20 protein-coding genes are annotated in these 18,145 nt (G+C 66.4%); 8 read left to right on the top strand and 12 right to left on the bottom strand.

Features of this window, described 5'->3' with window-relative positions; all coding sequences use genetic code 11:
- The first annotated feature begins 136 nt into the window (after window positions 1–136).
- Window positions 137–1,222: a C40 family peptidase gene (locus WS61_RS26885; RefSeq protein WP_059505003.1), complete on the top strand. Its 1,086-nt coding sequence runs from the start codon at window positions 137–139 to the stop codon at window positions 1,220–1,222.
- 146 nt (window positions 1,223–1,368) lie between these two features.
- On the opposite strand, the gene WS61_RS26890 is transcribed toward WS61_RS26885, so the two are convergent.
- The 10 genes from WS61_RS26890 to WS61_RS26935 all read right to left on the bottom strand — a co-directional run bounded on the left by WS61_RS26890 (window position 1,369) and on the right by WS61_RS26935 (window position 8,989).
- The gene (locus WS61_RS26890) at window positions 1,369–2,379 is read right to left on the bottom strand and encodes an inorganic phosphate transporter (protein WP_059505011.1); all 1,011 of its coding nucleotides are present in this window, start codon (window positions 2,377–2,379) and stop codon (window positions 1,369–1,371) included.
- Window positions 2,380–2,389: 10 nt separating this feature from the next.
- Entirely contained in the window at window positions 2,390–3,016 is a 627-nt protein-coding gene (locus tag WS61_RS26895) for a DUF47 domain-containing protein (RefSeq protein ID WP_006478627.1), read from the bottom strand.
- A 138-nt stretch (window positions 3,017–3,154) separates the two neighbouring features.
- Window positions 3,155–4,537, bottom strand: coding sequence for a replicative DNA helicase (locus WS61_RS26900; protein WP_034207487.1), 1,383 nt, complete (start codon window positions 4,535–4,537; stop codon window positions 3,155–3,157).
- A 140-nt stretch (window positions 4,538–4,677) separates the two neighbouring features.
- The gene (gene rplI / locus WS61_RS26905) at window positions 4,678–5,130 is read right to left on the bottom strand and encodes a 50S ribosomal protein L9 (RefSeq protein ID WP_027784634.1); all 453 of its coding nucleotides are present in this window, start codon (window positions 5,128–5,130) and stop codon (window positions 4,678–4,680) included.
- Between the two features lie 27 nt (window positions 5,131–5,157).
- Window positions 5,158–5,433: a 30S ribosomal protein S18 gene (gene rpsR / locus WS61_RS26910; RefSeq protein WP_006486248.1), complete on the bottom strand. Its 276-nt coding sequence runs from the start codon at window positions 5,431–5,433 to the stop codon at window positions 5,158–5,160.
- A 4-nt stretch (window positions 5,434–5,437) separates the two neighbouring features.
- Window positions 5,438–5,737: a primosomal replication protein N gene (priB, locus tag WS61_RS26915; protein ID WP_006486250.1), complete on the bottom strand. Its 300-nt coding sequence runs from the start codon at window positions 5,735–5,737 to the stop codon at window positions 5,438–5,440.
- A gap of 40 nt (window positions 5,738–5,777) precedes the next feature.
- Complete coding sequence (gene rpsF / locus WS61_RS26920) at window positions 5,778–6,152, bottom strand: 30S ribosomal protein S6 (protein ID WP_027784636.1); 375 nt, start codon at window positions 6,150–6,152, stop codon at window positions 5,778–5,780.
- A gap of 232 nt (window positions 6,153–6,384) precedes the next feature.
- On the bottom strand, window positions 6,385–7,278 hold the full coding sequence (locus WS61_RS26925) for an anti-sigma factor (RefSeq protein WP_059505013.1): 894 nt from the start codon (window positions 7,276–7,278) through the stop codon (window positions 6,385–6,387).
- Window positions 7,268–7,909, bottom strand: coding sequence for an RNA polymerase sigma factor (locus WS61_RS26930; protein WP_059505014.1), 642 nt, complete (start codon window positions 7,907–7,909; stop codon window positions 7,268–7,270). Before WS61_RS26930 ends, WS61_RS26925 begins: the two co-directional genes overlap by 11 nt.
- Window positions 7,910–8,077: 168 nt before the next feature.
- Window positions 8,078–8,989: a LysR family transcriptional regulator gene (locus tag WS61_RS26935; RefSeq protein WP_059505016.1), complete on the bottom strand. Its 912-nt coding sequence runs from the start codon at window positions 8,987–8,989 to the stop codon at window positions 8,078–8,080.
- A 166-nt stretch (window positions 8,990–9,155) separates the two neighbouring features.
- Here WS61_RS26935 and gcl point away from each other — a divergent pair, with 166 nt between their 5' ends.
- From gcl to lysM, 4 genes are all read left to right on the top strand, one after another.
- Complete coding sequence (gene gcl / locus WS61_RS26940; protein ID WP_059505018.1) at window positions 9,156–10,931, top strand: glyoxylate carboligase; 1,776 nt, start codon at window positions 9,156–9,158, stop codon at window positions 10,929–10,931.
- 43 nt (window positions 10,932–10,974) lie between these two features.
- Window positions 10,975–11,784, top strand: a complete 810-nt coding sequence (hyi, locus tag WS61_RS26945; RefSeq protein WP_034207492.1) for a hydroxypyruvate isomerase — start codon at window positions 10,975–10,977, stop codon at window positions 11,782–11,784.
- Between the two features lie 41 nt (window positions 11,785–11,825).
- Window positions 11,826–12,719, top strand: a complete 894-nt coding sequence (locus WS61_RS26950) for a 2-hydroxy-3-oxopropionate reductase (RefSeq protein WP_059505020.1) — start codon at window positions 11,826–11,828, stop codon at window positions 12,717–12,719.
- A 459-nt stretch (window positions 12,720–13,178) separates the two neighbouring features.
- Window positions 13,179–13,649, top strand: coding sequence for a peptidoglycan-binding protein LysM (lysM, locus tag WS61_RS26955; RefSeq protein WP_059505022.1), 471 nt, complete (start codon window positions 13,179–13,181; stop codon window positions 13,647–13,649).
- 103 nt (window positions 13,650–13,752) lie between these two features.
- Here the strand turns inward: lysM and WS61_RS26960 are convergent, their stop codons facing one another.
- Entirely contained in the window at window positions 13,753–14,775 is a 1,023-nt protein-coding gene (locus WS61_RS26960) for an asparaginase (protein ID WP_059505024.1), read from the bottom strand.
- Between the two features lie 271 nt (window positions 14,776–15,046).
- Here WS61_RS26960 and WS61_RS26965 point away from each other — a divergent pair, with 271 nt between their 5' ends.
- The 3 genes from WS61_RS26965 (at window position 15,047) to WS61_RS26975 (ending at window position 16,873) form a co-directional block, all read left to right on the top strand.
- Complete coding sequence (locus WS61_RS26965) at window positions 15,047–15,337, top strand: PsiF family protein (protein ID WP_011549641.1); 291 nt, start codon at window positions 15,047–15,049, stop codon at window positions 15,335–15,337.
- Between the two features lie 258 nt (window positions 15,338–15,595).
- Window positions 15,596–16,045 (top strand): hypothetical protein, encoded by a 450-nt coding sequence (locus WS61_RS26970; RefSeq protein WP_059505027.1) that lies wholly within the window; start codon window positions 15,596–15,598, stop codon window positions 16,043–16,045.
- 240 nt (window positions 16,046–16,285) lie between these two features.
- Complete coding sequence (locus tag WS61_RS26975) at window positions 16,286–16,873, top strand: YSC84-related protein (protein ID WP_034207498.1); 588 nt, start codon at window positions 16,286–16,288, stop codon at window positions 16,871–16,873.
- A gap of 123 nt (window positions 16,874–16,996) precedes the next feature.
- Here WS61_RS26975 and WS61_RS26980 read toward each other — a convergent pair whose 3' ends face one another.
- Window positions 16,997–18,061, bottom strand: coding sequence for a glycosyltransferase family 4 protein (locus WS61_RS26980; protein ID WP_059505029.1), 1,065 nt, complete (start codon window positions 18,059–18,061; stop codon window positions 16,997–16,999).
- Window positions 18,062–18,145 lie beyond the last annotated feature (84 nt).

Consider the following 18,145-nt stretch of genomic DNA (forward strand, 5'->3'; position numbering starts at 1 on the left):
ACGCAACCATGCAGTTTACGCGCGAAACTTCAAGTAAATTCTCAAGAATGGTTGCTTAAGCCCCGCCGGTGCGTCTACCATCGGGTCTGTCTGTCGTCATACGATTCGCGAGCGCGCCGCGCTCGCCCGCCTTGCCATGCTTCGAATCTGGGTTCCCGTCGCCGTCGTCTCCCTGCTTGCGGCCTGTTCCAGCGTGCCGCCGCAGTCGGCATCGCGTTCCGCTTCGGGCATGAAGATCACGACGCCGCGTGCATTCCCCGCGCCCGCCAATTTCCCGAAATTCGTCGACCACAGCGTCGGTCAGGAAGAAATCTCGATCCAGGCGATGAGCCTCGTCGGCGTCCCGTATCGTTGGGGCGGCAACACGCCGGCGAGCGGCTTCGATTGCAGCGGGCTCGTCCGCTACGTGATCGGCCGTGCCGCAGACGTGAACCTGCCGCGCACGACCGCCGACATGAGTAGCCGCGGCGTGTCGATCGAACCCGATGAAATCGCGCCGGGCGACCTGATCTTCTTCAATACGACCGGGCGTCCGCATTCGCACGTCGGCATCTATGTGGGCAAGCTGCGCTTCGTGAACGCGCCCTCGAGCGGCGGCACCGTGCGGCTCGACTATCTGACGAATCCATACTGGGCGAAGCGCTTCGACGGCATTCGTCGCGTCGCGCCGCCGCGCTCGGCCCCGACGCCGTTCGATGCGCCGACCTACGAAGCCAAGCGCGACGAGCCTCGCAATGCGCCGGCGGTCGCGGCCGCTCCCGTGGTCGTGACGGCTGCCGCCGCGCCGCGGCAGCCCGCGTATGCGCCGCCGCAAACGAGAGCGACGCAGGCGCCGGCCGCCCCGACCACGCCGGTCGTGACGGCCGCCGCAGTTGCACCGGCGGCACCGGTCGCCGATCCGTACGAACCTCCGCCGCCGCGGATGCAGGCGGCGCAGCAGCAAGCCACGTCGGCGAATGACGCGATGTCCGCGATGACGGCCGATGCCGCACCGGCCGCCCCGGCGGAAGTCGGCACGCAGATCCCGACGACCGCGCTGACGGCCGCCGAGGCCGCCGCCTTCGATGCCGAACCGCCGCCCGCCACCGCGTCGACGCCCCCACGCGGTATCGAGCCCGCGCCCGTGCAGGTATGGCGAGCATCGACGCAATCCGCGCCCATCAGCCCGCGCACCGGTACGGCAGACGATCCGATCGCGCGGTTTGCGAACGGCAGTTATTGAGCGATTGCCCGACTCCGCGCGTCAACGACGTTGACGGCATCTGCCGCCCCGCCTCGTCGCCGCTCTCTTGCGCCGCCCCCAAAAGAAAATGCGCCGCAGTCTTTCGGCTTGCGGCGCATTTCATGTCGATCCGGCCGTGTCGGCGCTCAGAAGATCTGGCGTCCGAGCCACCACCCGCCAGCCGCGAACAACGCGGCCGCCGGCAGCGTCAGCACCCACGCCCACACGATGTTGCCGGCGACGCCCCAGCGCACGGCCGACAGCTTCTGCGTCGCGCCGACACCGACGATCGCGCCGGTAATCGTGTGCGTGGTCGACACGGGAATGCCGAGGAACGACGCGATGAACAGCGTGATCGCGCCGCCGCTTTCCGCGCAAAAACCGCCGACCGGCTTGAGCTTCGTGATCTTCTGGCCCATCGTGCGCACGATGCGCCAGCCGCCGAACAGCGTACCGAGGCCCATCGACAGGTAGCACGCGCCGATCACCCAGGCCGGCGGCGCATCGGCGCTCGCCGACGCGTAACCGCTCGCGATCAGCAGCATCCAGATGATACCGATCGTCTTCTGTGCGTCGTTGCCGCCGTGACCCAGGCTGTACAGCCCGGCCGACAGCAGTTGCAGCCGGCGGAAGCGCCGGTCGACCTTGCTGGGCGCGGTACGGAAATACAGCCACGACACGCCGAGCATGAACAGCGACCCGAGGATGAAACCGAGCAGCGGCGAAATGAAGATGAACGCGATCGTCTTCAGCAGCCCGTCGATGTTCAGCGCGCTCCAGCCGGACTTCGCGAGCGCCGCGCCGACGAGGCCGCCGATCAGCGCGTGCGACGAGCTCGACGGAATCCCGTAGTACCACGTGATCACGTTCCAGCCGATCGCGCCGACCAGCGCGCCGAACACGACGTAATGGTCGACGATCTCGGGGTCGATCGTGCCTTTACCGACGGTCTGCGCGACTTTCAGGTGGAAGATGAAGTACGCGATCACGTTGAACGCGGCCGCGAACACCACGGCCTGCTGGGGTTTCAGCACGCCGGTCGACACGACGGTGGCGATCGAGTTCGCCGCGTCGTGAAAGCCGTTCATGAAGTCGAATACGAGCGCGACGAGCACCAGCGTCGCGACCATCCATAGGGCGAGTTGTATCGAATGCATCGTGGTCCGCTCAGGCGTTTTCCAGCACGATGCCTTCGATGATGTTCGCGACGTCCTCGCACTTGTCGGTGATCTCCTCGAGCAGCTCGTAGATCGCCTTCAGCTTGATGAGCGTCTTCACGTCGTCTTCCTCGCGGAACAGCTTCGACATCGCCGCGCGCAGCACGCGATCGGCCTCCGACTCCCAGCGGTCGATTTCCTCGCACTGCTTGAGGATCTGTGCCGACTGCTTCATGTCGGACAGCAAGCCGACGGCCTGCTGCACGTGTTGGGCCGACTGCGTGACGATGTGCGCGAGCTGGCTCGCCTCGGACGTGACGGACTGCACGTCGTACAGCGACACGGCCGTCGCGACGTCTTCCATCAGGTCGAGGATGTCGTCCATCGTCGTGATCAGCTTGTGGATCTCGTCGCGATCGAGCGGCGTGATGAAGGTCTTGTGCAGCAGATCGATCGCCTCGTGCGTGAGCTTGTCGGCGGCCTTCTCGGCGATTTGCACGTTTTGCTTGTGAATCTCGGCGTCGGCGAGATTGTCGATCAGCAGTTCGAGCTCGCGGCCACCGGAAACGATGTGCTTCGCGTGCGCGTTGAAGAGTTCAAAGAACTTGCCCTCGGTGGGCATGAATCGACCGAACATGGGATTCCTGAGAGATTGTCAAACTACTGTCACGAAAACGGGCGACATTGTACCGTTTCCGGTCGCGACGCGACGTGCGCATATGCGCACGCCGGGATTGGATACAACATTTGGCGAAATAGGTGTTTACAACCGGCTTCACTCGCCGTAGAAGGTTTGCGCCCCGGCAAAGTTGTCGAACTTCGTGTATTGCCCCAGGAACGTGAGCCGAACGGGCCCGATCGGGCCGTTACGCTGCTTGCCGATGATGATTTCGGCCGTCCCCTTGTCTGGGCTGTCGGGATTGTAGACTTCATCGCGATAGATGAACAGGATCACGTCCGCATCCTGTTCGATTGCGCCCGATTCGCGCAAATCCGACATCACCGGACGCTTGTTCGGGCGCTGTTCGAGGCCGCGGTTCAGCTGCGACAGCGCGATCACCGGCACGTCGAGCTCCTTCGCGAGACTCTTCAACGAGCGCGAAATCTCCGAGATTTCCGTCGCGCGGTTCTCGCCCTGCGACGAGCCCGACATCAGCTGCAGGTAGTCGACGATGATCAGGCCGAGCTTGCCGCACTGCCGCGCAAGGCGCCGCGCGCGCGAGCGCAACTCCATCGGGTTCAGGCCGCCCGTCTCGTCGATGAAGAGCTGCGCCTCGCTCATCTTCTGCACCGCGTGCGTCAGTTTCGGCCAGTCCTCGTCCGTCAGGCGGCCGGTTCGCATCCGGTGCTGGTCGAGCCGACCGATCGAGCCGAGCATCCGCATCACGAGCTGGGTGCCCGGCATTTCCATCGAGAACACCGCGACCGGCAACCCGTACTCGACCGCGACATATTCGCCGATGTTCATCGAAAATGCGGTCTTACCCATCGACGGTCTGCCGGCCACGATGATCAGTTCGCCGCCGTGCATCCCCGACGTCATCCGGTCGAGATCGACGAAGCCGGTCGGCGTGCCGGTGACGTCGCTCGGATTCGCGGTGTGGTACAGCGTGTCGATGCGCTCGACCACCTGCGTGAGCAGCGGGCCGATCTCGAGGAAGCCCTGGTTGCCGCGCGCGCCCTCTTCGGCGATCGAGAACACCTTCGATTCGGCTTCGTCGAGCAGCTGGCGGACTTCCTTGCCCTGCGGATTGAAGGCGTCGGCCGAGATTTCGTCGGCGACCGACACCAGCCGGCGCAGCACCGCGCGGTCGCGCACGATTTCCGCGTAGCGGCGGATGTTCGCCGCGCTCGGCGTGTTCTGCGCAAGGGCGTTCAGATACGCGAGCCCGCCGACGTCGTCGGCCTTGCCGGACGTGGTCAGCGCTTCGTACACGGTCACGACGTCGGCCGGGCGCGTCGCCGCGATCAGCCGGCCGATGTGCTCGTAGATGATCCGGTGGTCGTAGCGGTAGAAGTCGCCCTGCGACAGGAAGTCGGCAATCCGGTCCCATGCCGCGTTGTCGAGCAACAGGCCGCCGAGCACCGACTGTTCGGCTTCGACCGAATGCGGCGGGACTTTCAGCGATTCGATTTGGGGATCTTGCGGCGCGTTCATGGGTTGGGATTATCGCGAATAGATGGCGGCAGCGCTACCACCGCTTGCCGGCGAGCAGGCAATAAAAAAGGCAGGCCCCGGTTGCCCGGGCGCCTGCCCTTGTCCGGACGGCGGAAGCCGCCCGGCAAGCTTGCATACGCTTACGCGTGGTCGCCGATCACGTTGATCGTGACGTCGACGACGACGTCCGTGTGCAGCGCAACCTGGACGTTGTGCTCGCCGATCATCTTCAGCGGGCCTTCCGGCATGCGCACTTGCAGCTTTTCGACTTCGTAGCCTGCCTTCTTCAGCAGTTCCGCGACGTCGCCGTTCGTGACCGAGCCGAACAGACGGCCGTCGACGCCCGACTTCTGCGTGATTTCGAACGTCTGGCCGTTCAGCTTCTCGCCGACTGCCTGCGATGCCGCCAGCTTTTCAGCGGCGATCTTTTCGAGTTCAGCGCGGCGCACTTCGAATTCGGCGATCGCTTCCTTCGTTGCACGGCGAGCCTTGCGGTTCGGGATCAGGAAGTTGCGAGCGTAACCGTCCTTGACCTTGACGATATCGCCGAGGTTACCCAGATTGGCGACTTTTTCCAACAGAATGATTTGCATTCGAATTCTCCTTATTGCGTCGCCTGATTACGCCTTGTGCTGATCGGTGTACGGCAGCAGCGCGAGGAAACGCGCACGCTTGATGGCCGTATCCAGCTGACGCTGATAGTGCGCCTTCGTACCCGTCAGACGAGCCGGCGTGATCTTGCCGTTTTCGCCGATGAAGTCCTTCAGCGTTTCCGTGTCCTTGTAGTCGATCTGCTCGACGCCGGCAGCCGTGAAACGGCAGAACTTCTTGCGCTTGAAGAGCGGGTTTTGTTGCTGACGACGCTTGTCGAATTTCTTACCAGTCGGGCGGGGCATGATTTCAGTCCTTTCCAATGTCCTGCAATGCTGTGATGTGAAACACCAAGGTTCTCGCGTTGCGGCTTTTCTTGGCCAGGAAGCCCGTGAACAGCGTTTCGACGCCCATTTCACGACTTTCCAGCTTGCCGCTCGCCTCACCGGCCGCCACCGCCTCGATCGTCATTTCGACCTGGCGGGGAATGCCTGCTTCGACGACTTCCGTGCGGTGATGCAATGTGGCGCTTGCGATCGGAACACCTGCCGGCGTGTATCGCACCGGTGCGCGTTCGACGACGCTCGCCGTCAATTGCAACCTGTTCACGTGAGTGGCGCGCTCCTTGATGGCTTAATGCGTGACGAACTTAAGCCTGCGCTTCGGCCGGCTGAGCTGCAGCCGCCTTCTTGGCTTCTTCGCGCTGAACTTCCTTCATCATCGGCGACGGGCCGGTTTCGGCCTTCTTCATCTTGACGATGAGGTGGCGCAGCACGGCGTCGTTGAACTTGAACGCGTGTTCGAGTTCGTCGAGCGTCGTCTGGTCGCACTCGATGTTCATGCAGACGTAGTGAGCCTTCGCGAGTTTCTCGATCATGTAGGCCAGTTGGCGACGGCCCCAGTCTTCGACGCGGTGGATCTGGCCGCCGTGCGACGTGATCGTGGTCTTGTAACGCTCGATCATCGCGGGCACTTGCTCGCTTTGATCGGGGTGCACGATGAATACGATTTCGTAATGACGCATTACACACTCCTTGTGGATTAAAGCCACCCGGGCGTCTGAACCGGTGTGGCAAGTGAGAAGCCGAAGATTCTAACCCGGTTACGGGGCGCATGCAAGGCCAATCGACGATTGGCAAACGGATTCGGTCGTGTTTTCAAAGACTTGAACAGGTATGCCGGCGCAAATGCCATCGGTTCGCGCGTTATCGCACCGGGGTCGGAACAGCCATGCGCCGGCCCCGCCGCCGGCGCGGTCATTCGCCGTGCGTGCCCGCAAGCCGAGCGTCGAGCGCCGTCCGGAACGCCGCGAGCGCCGACGGCTCGGCGTCGGTCACGGCCCACCACGTCATCCCGGCCGCGCTCCAGCGGTCGAGCGCATAGCCCTGCGACACCGTCGCATACGGAGCAGCCGGCCGCTCCCCGGCCGGCTGCACGTAGACGTCGACAACGTGCTGCCGGTGGCGATAGACGAGCACCGCGACGCGGCGACGCCCGACGTAGTCGAGCCGGCCGCCGACCAGCGCGAAGCCGCTCGCCGCAAGATCCTCGACCGGCGGAGCATAGTCGAGCCGGCCGTTGAACCACGGCTTGACCGTGTGCCGGTCGGTCGAGATCACGTCGATGTCGCGCGCCGACAGGTCGGCCCGCACATGGCTCGCGACGAGCTCGTCGACCGTTCGGTCGGTATCGGCATGGCGGGCGGACCATGCCATTGCGCCCGCCGCCGCGAGCGCCACCAGCAACGCGACGCCCCAGCCGAGGCCCGGCAACGCGGCCACGCGGGGCCCGGCACCGGTCGATACCGGTCGTGCCGCGCCACCGCGCCCGGGCAGCCACGAGAACCGGTCGCGCCCGCGCGGCCGCCGCGGCGGCGACCGGGGCTCAGGCCGCGGCTCGGCCCGCGACGGCTCTTGGGCATGCGCGTCGGCCGCCGCCGGCAGGCTCGCGAGGATGCTCGCCCGCAGCGCGTCCGGCGCGCGGTGATAATCGGCCTGCCGTACGGCCTGCACCAGCGCGACGATCCGCGCACGTTCGCGGCGGCACGCATCGCACCCGTCGACATGCTGCTGGACCCGCAACGCATCGGGCGCCGACAGCTCGCGGTCGACGTCCGCGTCCAGCAACGCTCGCGCTTCGTTACAGTCCATCGATAGCCTCCGATGCGGTTCCGCCTGCCGGCGCACGGCCCGGCCGGCCTTCGGTCGCCGGCGCAGACGCGCCGCCCAGCAACGCGGCGAGCTTGCGCCGGCCGCGCGCGAGCCGCGACATCACCGTGCCGACCGGCACGTCCGCGATCGCCGCGATCTCGCGGTAGCTCAGGTCCTCCATCTCGCGCAGCACGAGTACCTCGCGGTATTCGGGCGGCAGCTGCGCGAGCGCCGCATTCACGAGCCGCACGTTCTCTCCGCGCAGCAGGTGCGCCAGCGGATCTTCCGTGGCCGGCTGCCAGTCGTCGGGCACGTCGGCGTCGTCGAGCGTGTCGGGCAGCGCGACCTCGTGCGCATGCGTGCGCCGCCGCCACTCCGTGTACCAGGTGTGGCGCACGATCGTCAGCAGCCACGGCCGCGCGTTGTCGCCGCGACACGAATCGACGAAGCGCAGCGCGCGCATGCACGCGTCCTGGACGACGTCGTCCGCATCGCCGGCGCTGCCGCTCAGCCAGCGCGCGAGGTTGTACGCGGCGTCGAGATGCGGGAGCACGAGCGCGCGAAACCGCTCGCCGCGCGCGATCGCATCGTCCGCCGCCCGTTCATCGACCGCCTGTCCGGCTTGCCCCACATGGCCTCCCTGGTCCCGGCGGCCGACGCCGCGCCCGTTCCGCGCACGGCGCCCGGACAGACCGGCAACGTGCGCGCTCGATGACCTTACCGCCGCTGCGTCGAGTTTATTCCCGCACCGTGCACACGAAGCGTAAAAAATCGCCGGACGGCCGCACGGGCTGCCCCGTCACGGCGTGGTGCTCCAGTAGCCGGGGCGCGCGTACGCGGCGCGCAGGTAGTCGATGAAATAGCGCACGCGCGCCGGCACGTAGCGTTGCTGCGGGTAGACCGCGAGGATGTCGTAGTCGGGCAGCGCATATTCGTCGAGCACGGTCTCGAGTTCGCCCGTTTCGAGCTGCGCGGCGATTTCCCACGTCGAGCGCCAGCCGAGCCCGAGCCCTTCGGCCACCCAGCGGTGCAGCAGCTCGCCGTCGTTGCAGTCGAGATTGCCGGTCACGCGCATCGTCGCGATCTTGCCGTGGCGCTGGAAATACCAGCCGCGGTTCTGGCCGCCCTGCAGGTTGAACGCGAGACAGTTGTGCTTCAGCAGGTCGTCGAGCGACTTCGGCCGGCCGTGCTTGCGGAAATACCCGGGCGTGCCGCACACCACGCGCCGGTTCGACGCGAGCTTCACCGCGACGAAGTTCGGATCGACCGCGCCGCCGATCCGGATCGACAGGTCATAGCCCTCGCGCACGAGATCGACGACGCGGTCGGTCAGGTTGAACGACAGCTGCATCTCCGGCTTGTCGGCCAGAAAGCCGGGCGCGTGCGGCGCGACGTGCTTGCGGCCGAACGCGGCCGGCGCCGACACGATCAGGTGGCCGCTCACCGCGCGCCGCCCGGCGGCCAGCTCGTTCTCGGCCTGATCCCATTCGCCGAGCAGCCCGCGGCAGCGCTCGAGGAACGCGGCCCCCTCCTCGCTGACGACCAGCCGCCGCGTCGAGCGGTACATCAGCTTCACGCCGAGGCGCTTCTCCAGCGCGTCGATGCGCCGCCCGAGCACCACCGGCGACACGCCCTCCTCGAGCGCCGCCGCCGCGAGGCTGCCGGCATCGGCCACCCGCACGAACGTCTCGATCTGCTTGAAGCGGTCCATCTTCCGTCTCCGTTCCGACTCCGGCGGGAAGCCCCGTCCGGCGGTCATTCCATACTTTTAGTTTCGAAATAAGCGACTTCGGCTGATCTTATCAAACCTTTCCTGCATCCCTAAAGTGTTCCCAACAGACCGATTCGCAAGATCCGCCACATTCAAGGAGACATTCATGGCCAAGATGAGAGCCGTCGACGCAGCCGTACTCGTGCTCGAGAAGGAAGGCATCCAGACCGCGTTCGGCGTGCCGGGCGCCGCGATCAACCCGTTCTACTCGGCCATGCGCAAGTCGGGCGGCATCAGTCACGTGCTGGCCCGTCACGTCGAAGGCGCGTCGCACATGGCCGAAGGCTTCACGCGTGCGGCGCCGGGCAACATCGGCGTGTGCATCGGCACGTCGGGCCCCGCCGGCACCGACATGATCACCGGCCTCTACTCCGCGTCGGCCGACTCGATTCCGATCCTCGCGATCACGGGCCAGGCGCCGCGCGCGCGCCTCTACAAGGAAGATTTCCAGGCCGTCGACATCGAATCGATCGCCAAGCCGGTCACCAAGTGGGCCGTGACCGTGCGCGAACCGGCGCTCGTGCCGCGCGTGTTCCAGCAGGCGTTCCACCTGATGCGCTCGGGCCGTCCCGGCCCGGTGCTGGTCGACCTGCCGATCGACGTGCAGCTCGCCGAAATCGAATTCGACATCGACACGTACGAACCGCTGCCGGTCTACAAGCCCGCGGCCACCCGCGCGCAGATCGAGAAGGCGCTCGCAATGCTGAACGACGCGGACAAGCCGCTGATCGTGTCGGGCGGCGGCGTGCTCAACGCCGCGGCCGAAGACCTGCTCGTGCAGTTCGCCGAAACGGTCGGCGTGCCGGTGATCCCGACGCTGATGTCGTGGGGCGCGATTGCCGACGACCACCCGCTGATGGCCGGCATGGTCGGCCTGCAGACGTCGCACCGCTACGGCAACGCGACGATGCTCGCATCCGACTTCGTGCTCGGCATCGGCAACCGCTGGGCGAACCGCCACACGGGCAGCATCGAGGTCTACACGAAGGGCCGCAAGTTCGTGCACGTCGACATCGAGCCGACGCAGATCGGCCGCGTGTTCGGCCCCGACCTCGGCATCGTGTCGGACGCGAAGGCGGCGCTCGAGCTGTTCGTCGCGGTGGCACGGGAATGGAAGACCGCCGGCAAGCTGAAGGATCGCAGCGCGTGGGTCGCGGAATGCCAGGAACGCAAGCGCACGCTGCAGCGCAAGACGCACTTCGACAACGTGCCGGTCAAGCCGCAGCGCGTGTACGAAGAGATGAACAAGGTGTTCGGCCGCGATACCTGCTACGTCAGCACGATCGGCCTGTCGCAGATCGCCGCCGCGCAGTTCCTGCACGTGTTCAAGGCGCGCCACTGGATCAACTGCGGCCAGGCCGGCCCGCTCGGCTGGACGATCCCCGCCGCGCTCGGCGTGCGTGCGGCCGACCCGAGCCGCCCGATCGTCGCGCTGTCCGGCGACTACGACTTCCAGTTCATGATCGAGGAGCTGGCGGCCGGCGCGCAATTCAAGCTGCCGTACGTGCACGTCGTCGTGAACAACTCGTACCTCGGGCTGATCCGCCAGGCGCAGCGCGCGTTCGACATGGACTACTGCGTGCAGCTCGCGTTCGACAACGTGAACGCGCCGGAACTGAACGGGTATGGCGTCGACCACGTGGCCGTCGCGGAAGGCCTCGGCTGCAAGGCGCTGCGCGTGTTCAAGCCGGAAGAAATCGAGCCGGCGCTGCGCCAGGCGCAAACGCTCGCGGAAGAGTTCAGCGTGCCGGTGGTCGTCGAAGTGATCCTCGAGCGCGTGACGAACATCTCGATGGGCACCGAAATCGACGCGATCAACGAATTCGAGGAGCTCGCCGAAAAGGCCGAGCACGCACCGACCGCGATCTCGATGCTCGACTGAACCGCACGACATTTTTGACTGACCGACCGAAGAGGCTTAGCTCATGCCGAAGTTTGCTGCAAACCTGACCATGCTGTTCAACGAAGTGCCGTTCCTCGACCGCTTCAAGGCGGCCGCGGACGCGGGCTTCGACGCCGTCGAGTTCCTGTTCCCGTATCCGTACGCGAAAGAGGAACTCGCCGAGCGGCTCGAGACGCACCGCCTGCGCCTCGTGCTGCACAACCTGCCCGCCGGCAACTGGGATCAGGGCGAGCGCGGCATTGCGTGCCTGCCCGATCGCGTGAGCGAATTCCAGGAAGGCGTCGGCCGTGCGATCGAGTACGCGAAGGCGCTGAAGGTGCCGCAGCTGAACTGCCTCGTCGGCATCCCGTCGGCGAGCACCGCGCGCGACAAGACGTTCGTGACGATCGTCGACAACCTGCGCTTCGCCGCCGACGCGTTGAAGCGCGAAGGCATCCGTCTGCTCGTCGAACCGTGCAACAGCTTCGACATCCCGGGCTTCGCGCTGAACCGCTCGTCCGAAGGGCTCGACGTGATCCGCGCGGTCGGCTCGGACAACCTGTTCCTGCAGTACGACATCTATCACATGCAACGCATGGAAGGCGAACTGGCCGCGACGATCGAACGCAACCTCGCGTCGATCGGCCACGTCCAGCTCGCGGACAACCCGGGCCGCAACGAGCCGGGCACCGGCGAGATCAACTACGCGTTCCTGTTCGCGCTGCTCGACCGGCTCGGCTATGCCGGCTACGTCGGCTGCGAATACAAGCCCCGTACCACCACGACGGAAGGCCTCGGCTGGCTGCAAAGCGTGGCCGGCTGCGCACCGGCCTCGGCGCGTCGCGCCGCCTGAGTCGCGCCCTTCCCGTTTTCAGCCCTATAGGAGACTTTCACATGGCAACCATCGGTTTCATCGGCCTCGGCATCATGGGCGCGCACATGGCGCGCAACCTGCTCAAGGGCGATCATCAGCTCGTCGTAAACGGTGCGTTCCCGATTCCCGACGACCTGCGCGGCAGCGCGAAGGTCGTCGCGAACTCGACCGAAGTCGCGCAGCACGCCGACATCATCATCTCGATGGTGCCGGACACGCCCGACGTGCGCAACGTGCTGTTCGCCGACGACGGCGTCGCGAAGGGCCTGACGGCCGGCAAGCTCGTGATCGACATGAGCTCGATTTCGCCGCTCGACACGCAGGCATTCGCGAAGCAGATCAACGCGCTCGGCTGCGACTACCTCGACGCGCCGGTGTCCGGCGGCGAGGTCGGCGCACGCGAAGCGACGCTGACGATCATGGTCGGCGGCCCGGAGAAGGCATTCGAGCGCGCGAAGCCGCTGTTCGAGAAGATGGGCAAGAACATCACGCTCGTCGGCGACAACGGTGCCGGCCAGACCTGCAAGGTCGCGAATCAGATCATCGTCGCGCTGAACATCGAGGCGGTCGGCGAAGCGCTGCTGTTCGCCGCACGTTCGGGCGCCGACCCGGAGCGCGTGCGCCAGGCGCTGATGGGCGGCTTCGCCGCGTCGCGCATCCTCGAAGTGCACGGCGCGCGGATGACCAAGCGCACGTTCGATCCGGGCTTCCGCATCGAGCTGCACCAGAAGGACCTGAACCTCGCGCTCGACGGCGCACGCAAGCTCGGCCTCGCGCTGCCGCACACCGCGAGCGCGCAGCAGCTGTTCAGCGTGTGCGCATCGCACGGCGGCAAGGCATGGGATCACTCGGCCCTCGTGCGCGCGCTCGAGATCATGTCGAACTTCGAGATCGGCCATACGCCGGCCGCGTAACGCGGATGCCGCAACGCGCGCTTTCGCTGCAATGGCGCAGGCGCGCGACGCATACACGCGACTCGGCCACGGCCGGTCGCCTCGATGCGCGACGCACGCGCGCATCACGTTGGGGCGCCCCGCCCCGCATCGCCAACGGCATGCGGGACGGGGCGAAAAACGCCGCTCTGGGCTGAGAGCGGCGTGGTGGGGTCCGCAGCGGCACCCGGCGGCGCCGGGGAAGCCTTGGTCGGTCAGACGTCGTCGTCGGGTGTCCGCCTGTCGGATTTCGCGTATTACATTTCTTTACGTTCGAGCGTGCGATTTTTCATGCAATCGTCGCGTTGAACGCCTACACTTTCGCCACGCCTTTCGAGAAAACCGCCGCGCTTGCGCCCGCCCAGGTGGCCGCATCCAGCGCGGTGTTTTTTTCGCCACTTCATGGCGCGTTTTCTTTTCAACCACCTAAGGAGTGCAGCGATGGGTCTTCTTTCGTTTATCAAAGAGGCGGGTGAAAAACTGCTGGGTCATGCCGACGCGCAAGCGGCGGAAGATCCGAATGCCGCAAACCAGACCGCGGCCGACGCAATCAAGAACTACATCAACACGCAAGGTCTCGACACGTCGAATCTGACCGTCGCGTTCGACGGCGCGTCGCGCACCGTGTCGCTGTCGGGCAGCGTGCCCGATCTCGACACGAAGGCGAAGGTCAAGGTCGCGGCCGGCAACGTGCAAGGCGTCGCGGGCGTCAACGACGACGGCCTGCAGCCGGACGATCCGGAAGTGCAGTACCACGACGTGAAGCCGGGCGACACGCTGTCGGCGATCGCGAAGGAAGTGTATGGCGACGCGAACAAGTACCCGGTGATCTTCGAGGCGAACAAGCCGATGCTGTCGAGCCCCGACCGCATCTACCCGGGCCAGAAGCTCGTGATTCCGCCGCAGTCCTGATCGTGCAATCCTGATCGTTCTCGCAGTACCGACGCAAAAATGGCAGGCCACCGGCCTGCCATTTTTTATGCGCGCCGCACGCCGCCCGAGCGGCGGCCATCCGTCACAGCGTATCGAACGCGTGCTGCAGTGCGTCTCGATCCCGAATGCCGTTCGCCAGCGCGAGCATCAGCAGCACGCGCGCCTTGAACGGGTGCAGCGAGCCCGCGCTCACGAAACCGAGCGCATCGTCGCTCGCGGCGCCGTTGCGCATCACGTGTCCCGAACCGACGCGCGACGCACGGACCACCGCCACGCCCGCGTTCGCCGCATCGGCGAGCGCCGCCTGCAGCACCGCATGGATCGACCCGTTGCCGGTGCCCGCGACGACGAGCCCGCGCACGCCGGCCGCGACGAGCGCGTCCACGGCCGTGCGCGTCACGCCCGCATAGCTCGCGACGACTTCGACCGGCGGCCAGGTCGCGGCGATCGCCAGTTGCGTGTCGCGCGTGCGCGTGACGCGGCGCGCGAATTCGACGCGGCCGTCCTGCACCCAGCCGAGCGCGCCGAGTTCAGGCGACTGGAATGCGTCGACCGCATAGGTGCTCGTCTTCACGACATCGCGCGCGCCGTGGATCCGGTTGTTGAACGCGACCAGCACGCCCTGCCCGCGCGCGGCCGGATGCGCGGCCACCGTCACCGCGTTCAGCAGGTTCAGCGGGCCGTCGGACGACAGCGCGGTGGCCGGCCGCATCGCGGCCGTCAGCACGACCGGCTTGTCGCCCCGCACGACCAGATGCAGTGCATACGCGGTTTCCTCGAGCGTATCGGTGCCGTGGGTGATCACGATGCCGTCGACGGCCGGGTCGGCCATCAGCGCGTCGATCCGCGCGGCGAGCGTGTTCCACAGCGGCAGCGCGAGATCCTTGCTGTCGATGCTGGCGACCTGTTCCGCGTCGATGCGTGCGACCGACGCGAGTGCCGGCACGGCGTCGACCAGGAAATTGACGCCGAGCGCGCCGGCCTGGTAGCCGGCCGTGCTGGCGGCGTCGGGCGCAGCGCCGGCGATCGTGCCGCCCGTGGCGAGTACGGCGATGCGCGGCAGCGGCGCCGCGAACGAAGGGGATGCGATGTTCGGTGTATTCATGGCCGCGATTGTAATGGCTCGCGGCCGCGAGCCGGCAGGTTCCGGCGCGGCGGCCGGCGATAGCCGGCGCGCATCATGGTTTGTCCCGATCTCCGGGCCGCGCGCGGCGTCAACGACCATGGCGTCCGCAACGTTATAGGAAGTGCCGTTTTGGTGTTTTCACCTTGATTTGCCATAATCGGAGCGCGCGGTGCGATGTGGCCCTGTCCTCATCGCGTCGTGCTTCGTGACGGCGTCGATCACACGCAATTCACCCCATGGGAGTGTCGAAATGAAAATCCAATCGCTCGTAGCCGCAGTGCTTCTCGGCGGCATGCTGGCTTCCCCCGCGTTCGCGGCGAACAGCCAGCAGGACAAGATGAAGGCCTGTAACACCCAGGCAGCCGGCAAGACGGGCGACGAACGCAAGGCGTTCATGAAGGACTGCCTGTCGGCGAAGCCCGCGAAGGCGATGACGCAGCAGGAAAAGATGAAGGCGTGCAATACGCAGGCCACCGGCAAGAAGGGTGACGATCGCAAGGCGTTCATGAAGAGCTGCCTGAGCAACCAGCCGGCCGCCTGAGTCCCGGCGCTCCCGCCTCGAATGCCGCGCCCCGCTTCGGCGGGCGCGGCATTTTCATTTTCGTTGCACGCGCATCGACGCCCGCACTCCCGTCTTTCCCGCCCCGTTTTTTCCGGCAGCCGGCCCCGCGCCGCCACGCGGTGCGGCATTTCGCCGCGTTTTCTTCTATGATGGCTGCAACGCGGCCCACCCAAGACCAAGAAGCGCCATCGGGCCGCCCTCGAGACGGACGCGCACGCGCGTCAAACGGAGGCTTGGATGGCATGGAGACAACACCGCTGGTTCCGCCGCTGGCTGATCGTGATCGTGTTCTGGGCGGTGCCCGTCGCGATCGTCGCCGTACGCGAGATCCGCGAGGAAATGGCCTACAACAAGGCGGACCTGCAGCTCGCGCTGACCACCTGGCAGCTCACCGACGCGCAGCAGGCCGCCGGCGCCGCCGCGAAGTGTCACGGGGAGCCTGACGAAGCGCGCGCGGCCGGCTGCCCGGCCGACGTGCTCGCCGCCAACGCGCCGCGCCAGCAGGCGGCTCGCGACGAATACGTGGTACGCCGCAATACGCTCGCCGGCTATCTGTGGCATGCGTTCGTCGGCTACTGGGTCGTCCCGGCCGCGTTCCTGTTCGCGTGCGGCATCGTGATCGCGCTGATCCGCCGCGCGCTTCGCCGCCCGCCGATCAAGCCGCCCGTTCCGCCCGTCACACACTGACACGGGCGCGCGCTGCAAACGCCGCGCCCTCCCGCCCGCTCGTCGCGCGCCCCGCATGCCGACCCGCCCCCTCGCGCGTCGGCGCCGCATCGTCCGTTGGCGCGCCGCGACACCCCCACGCGATTTGACGCTTTTTCACGCGGCAACGAAAAGAGGCCGTAATCCGCTGTGATATAACTGCCGACGTGATCCGCTCCTTGAGCGAGACTCACTCCGAACGTCATCCGATGGAGAACAACGATGCAAAAACGGAATCTTGTGCTGAAAGCCGCCGCTGCGCTCATCGTCGGTAGCCTCGCGCTCACCGGTTGCACCACCACCCCGGACAAGCCGGACAACGCCGCGACCAACGCGTCCAAACGCCAGTCGATCGACGCAAGCGTCGACGCCACGCTGTCGCGCATGTACTCCACGGTCAAGGGTTCGCGCGAACTCGTCGCGAAATCGCGCGGCGTGCTGGTCTTCCCCGAAGTGCTCCAGGCCGGCTTCATCGTCGGTGGCCAGTCCGGCAACGGCGCGCTGCGCGTCGGCGGCAGCACGGTCGGCTACTACAACACGTCGTCGCTGTCGGTCGGCCTGCAGGCCGGCGCGCAGTCGAAGGCGATCGTGTTCCTGTTCATGACGCAGCAGGCGCTCGACGAATTCCGCAACTCGGACGGCTGGGCCGCCGGCGCCGGCGCCTCGGTCGCACTCGTGAAGATGGGCGCGAACGGCGCGGTCGATTCCAACACGGCCACCGCACCGGTCCAGGTCGTCGTGCTGACCAACGCCGGCCTGATGGGCGACGTATCGATCAACGGCACGAAGGTCACGAAGCTCAAGATCTGACGTTGACGCCCTGCCCGCGCGGGCCTCGCGCGGGTCATGCACAAACGGCGATGTCCTTGCGGGCATCGCCGTTTTTTTATCCGCCGGCGCGCTGCGCCAACGCGGCCGGGTCAATCGGGCCGCTCAGGTCGTCGAGTCGATCACCTTGAAGCGCGAGCGCTTCTGCGCGCGGATCACCGACTGGTACACGTCCACGTACTGCTGCGCCATCCGGCGCGACGTGAAGCGCTCCTCGAAGCGCTGCCGCACGCGCGCACGCGGCAGCAGGTGCAGCCGGTTCACGGCGGCCACCGCGCTGATTTCATCCTCGACGATGAAACCCGACACGCCCTCGTCCACCACTTCGGGCACCGCGCCGCGGTTGAACGCGATCACCGGCGTGCCGCACGACATCGCCTCGATCATCACCAGGCCGAACGGTTCCGGCCAGTCGATCGGAAACAGCAGCGCATGCGCGCCCGACAGGAATTCAGCCTTCTCGTGATCGGCGATCTCGCCGACGTATTCGACGTGCGGCAACGCGAAGAGCGGCTTGATCTCGCGGTCGAAGTATTCCTGGTCGGCCGCGTCGATCTTCGCGGCAATCCGGATCGGCAACCCGCACTGGCCGGCAATGCGGATCGCGGTGTCGACGCGTTTTTCCGGCGAGATGCGGCCGAGGAATGCGAGATAGCGCGGCTCGACGGGCTGCGGCATGTACAGCGTCTCGGGCAACCCGTGATAGACGGTCGTCAGCCATTTCGCCTGCGGCAACGGCTGGCGCTGCGAATTGGAAATCGAGATCACCGGGGCCGTGTTGAACGTGTCGAACACCGGTTGCTGCTCGGGCAGGTCGAGGCGGCCGTGCAGCGTCGTCACGTAGGGCGTGTCCTGTCGGTTGAAGACCGAGAACGAGTAGTAGTCCATGTGGAAATGGAGCACGTCGAAATCCTTCGCGCGGCGCGCGACCGTCTCCATCAGCAGCATGTGCGGCGCAACCCGGTCGCGGATCGACGAATCGAGTCGCAGCGCGCGCGGCCACACGGGCTCGAGCTTCGCCCGCGTCGTCGAATCGCCGCTCGCGAACAGCGTCACATCGTGGCCGAGCTCGACGAGCGCCTCGGTGATGTAGGACACGACGCGCTCCGTGCCGCCGTACAGCTTCGGCGGTACGGATTCCGTCAGCGGGGCGATCTGGGCAATTCTCATGGTCCACGTCTCCTTATATCTTCGATTTGCTTCAAACTTCAGTGGTGGCGCGCCGTTTGGCGCGCTGCTTTGCCGGTTGGCGGC

Source organism: Burkholderia sp. ABCPW 11 (assembly GCF_001523445.1).
In the GTDB taxonomy this organism is placed as follows: domain Bacteria; phylum Pseudomonadota; class Gammaproteobacteria; order Burkholderiales; family Burkholderiaceae; genus Burkholderia.

What these genes read in the sequence shown, in the direction of transcription:
- WS61_RS26980 (WP_059505029.1), bottom strand. Translation starts at nt 18,061, where the DNA reads ATGAGAATTGCCCAGATCGCCCCGCTGACGGAATCCGTACCGCCGAAG.
- WS61_RS26950 (WP_059505020.1), top strand. Translation starts at nt 11,826, where the DNA reads ATGGCAACCATCGGTTTCATCGGCCTCGGCATCATGGGCGCGCACATG.
- WS61_RS26890 (WP_059505011.1), bottom strand. Translation starts at nt 2,379, where the DNA reads ATGCATTCGATACAACTCGCCCTATGGATGGTCGCGACGCTGGTGCTC.
- WS61_RS26885 (WP_059505003.1), top strand. Translation starts at nt 137, where the DNA reads ATGCTTCGAATCTGGGTTCCCGTCGCCGTCGTCTCCCTGCTTGCGGCC.
- WS61_RS26965 (WP_011549641.1), top strand. Translation starts at nt 15,047, where the DNA reads ATGAAAATCCAATCGCTCGTAGCCGCAGTGCTTCTCGGCGGCATGCTG.
- WS61_RS26960 (WP_059505024.1), bottom strand. Translation starts at nt 14,775, where the DNA reads ATGAATACACCGAACATCGCATCCCCTTCGTTCGCGGCGCCGCTGCCG.
- rplI (WP_027784634.1), bottom strand. Translation starts at nt 5,130, where the DNA reads ATGCAAATCATTCTGTTGGAAAAAGTCGCCAATCTGGGTAACCTCGGC.
- WS61_RS26925 (WP_059505013.1), bottom strand. Translation starts at nt 7,278, where the DNA reads ATGGACTGTAACGAAGCGCGAGCGTTGCTGGACGCGGACGTCGACCGC.
- lysM (WP_059505022.1), top strand. Translation starts at nt 13,179, where the DNA reads ATGGGTCTTCTTTCGTTTATCAAAGAGGCGGGTGAAAAACTGCTGGGT.
- WS61_RS26935 (WP_059505016.1), bottom strand. Translation starts at nt 8,989, where the DNA reads ATGGACCGCTTCAAGCAGATCGAGACGTTCGTGCGGGTGGCCGATGCC.
- WS61_RS26900 (WP_034207487.1), bottom strand. Translation starts at nt 4,537, where the DNA reads ATGAACGCGCCGCAAGATCCCCAAATCGAATCGCTGAAAGTCCCGCCG.
- gcl (WP_059505018.1), top strand. Translation starts at nt 9,156, where the DNA reads ATGGCCAAGATGAGAGCCGTCGACGCAGCCGTACTCGTGCTCGAGAAG.
- WS61_RS26895 (WP_006478627.1), bottom strand. Translation starts at nt 3,016, where the DNA reads ATGTTCGGTCGATTCATGCCCACCGAGGGCAAGTTCTTTGAACTCTTC.
- hyi (WP_034207492.1), top strand. Translation starts at nt 10,975, where the DNA reads ATGCCGAAGTTTGCTGCAAACCTGACCATGCTGTTCAACGAAGTGCCG.
- WS61_RS26975 (WP_034207498.1), top strand. Translation starts at nt 16,286, where the DNA reads ATGCAAAAACGGAATCTTGTGCTGAAAGCCGCCGCTGCGCTCATCGTC.
- rpsF (WP_027784636.1), bottom strand. Translation starts at nt 6,152, where the DNA reads ATGCGTCATTACGAAATCGTATTCATCGTGCACCCCGATCAAAGCGAG.
- rpsR (WP_006486248.1), bottom strand. Translation starts at nt 5,433, where the DNA reads ATGCCCCGCCCGACTGGTAAGAAATTCGACAAGCGTCGTCAGCAACAA.
- WS61_RS26970 (WP_059505027.1), top strand. Translation starts at nt 15,596, where the DNA reads ATGGCATGGAGACAACACCGCTGGTTCCGCCGCTGGCTGATCGTGATC.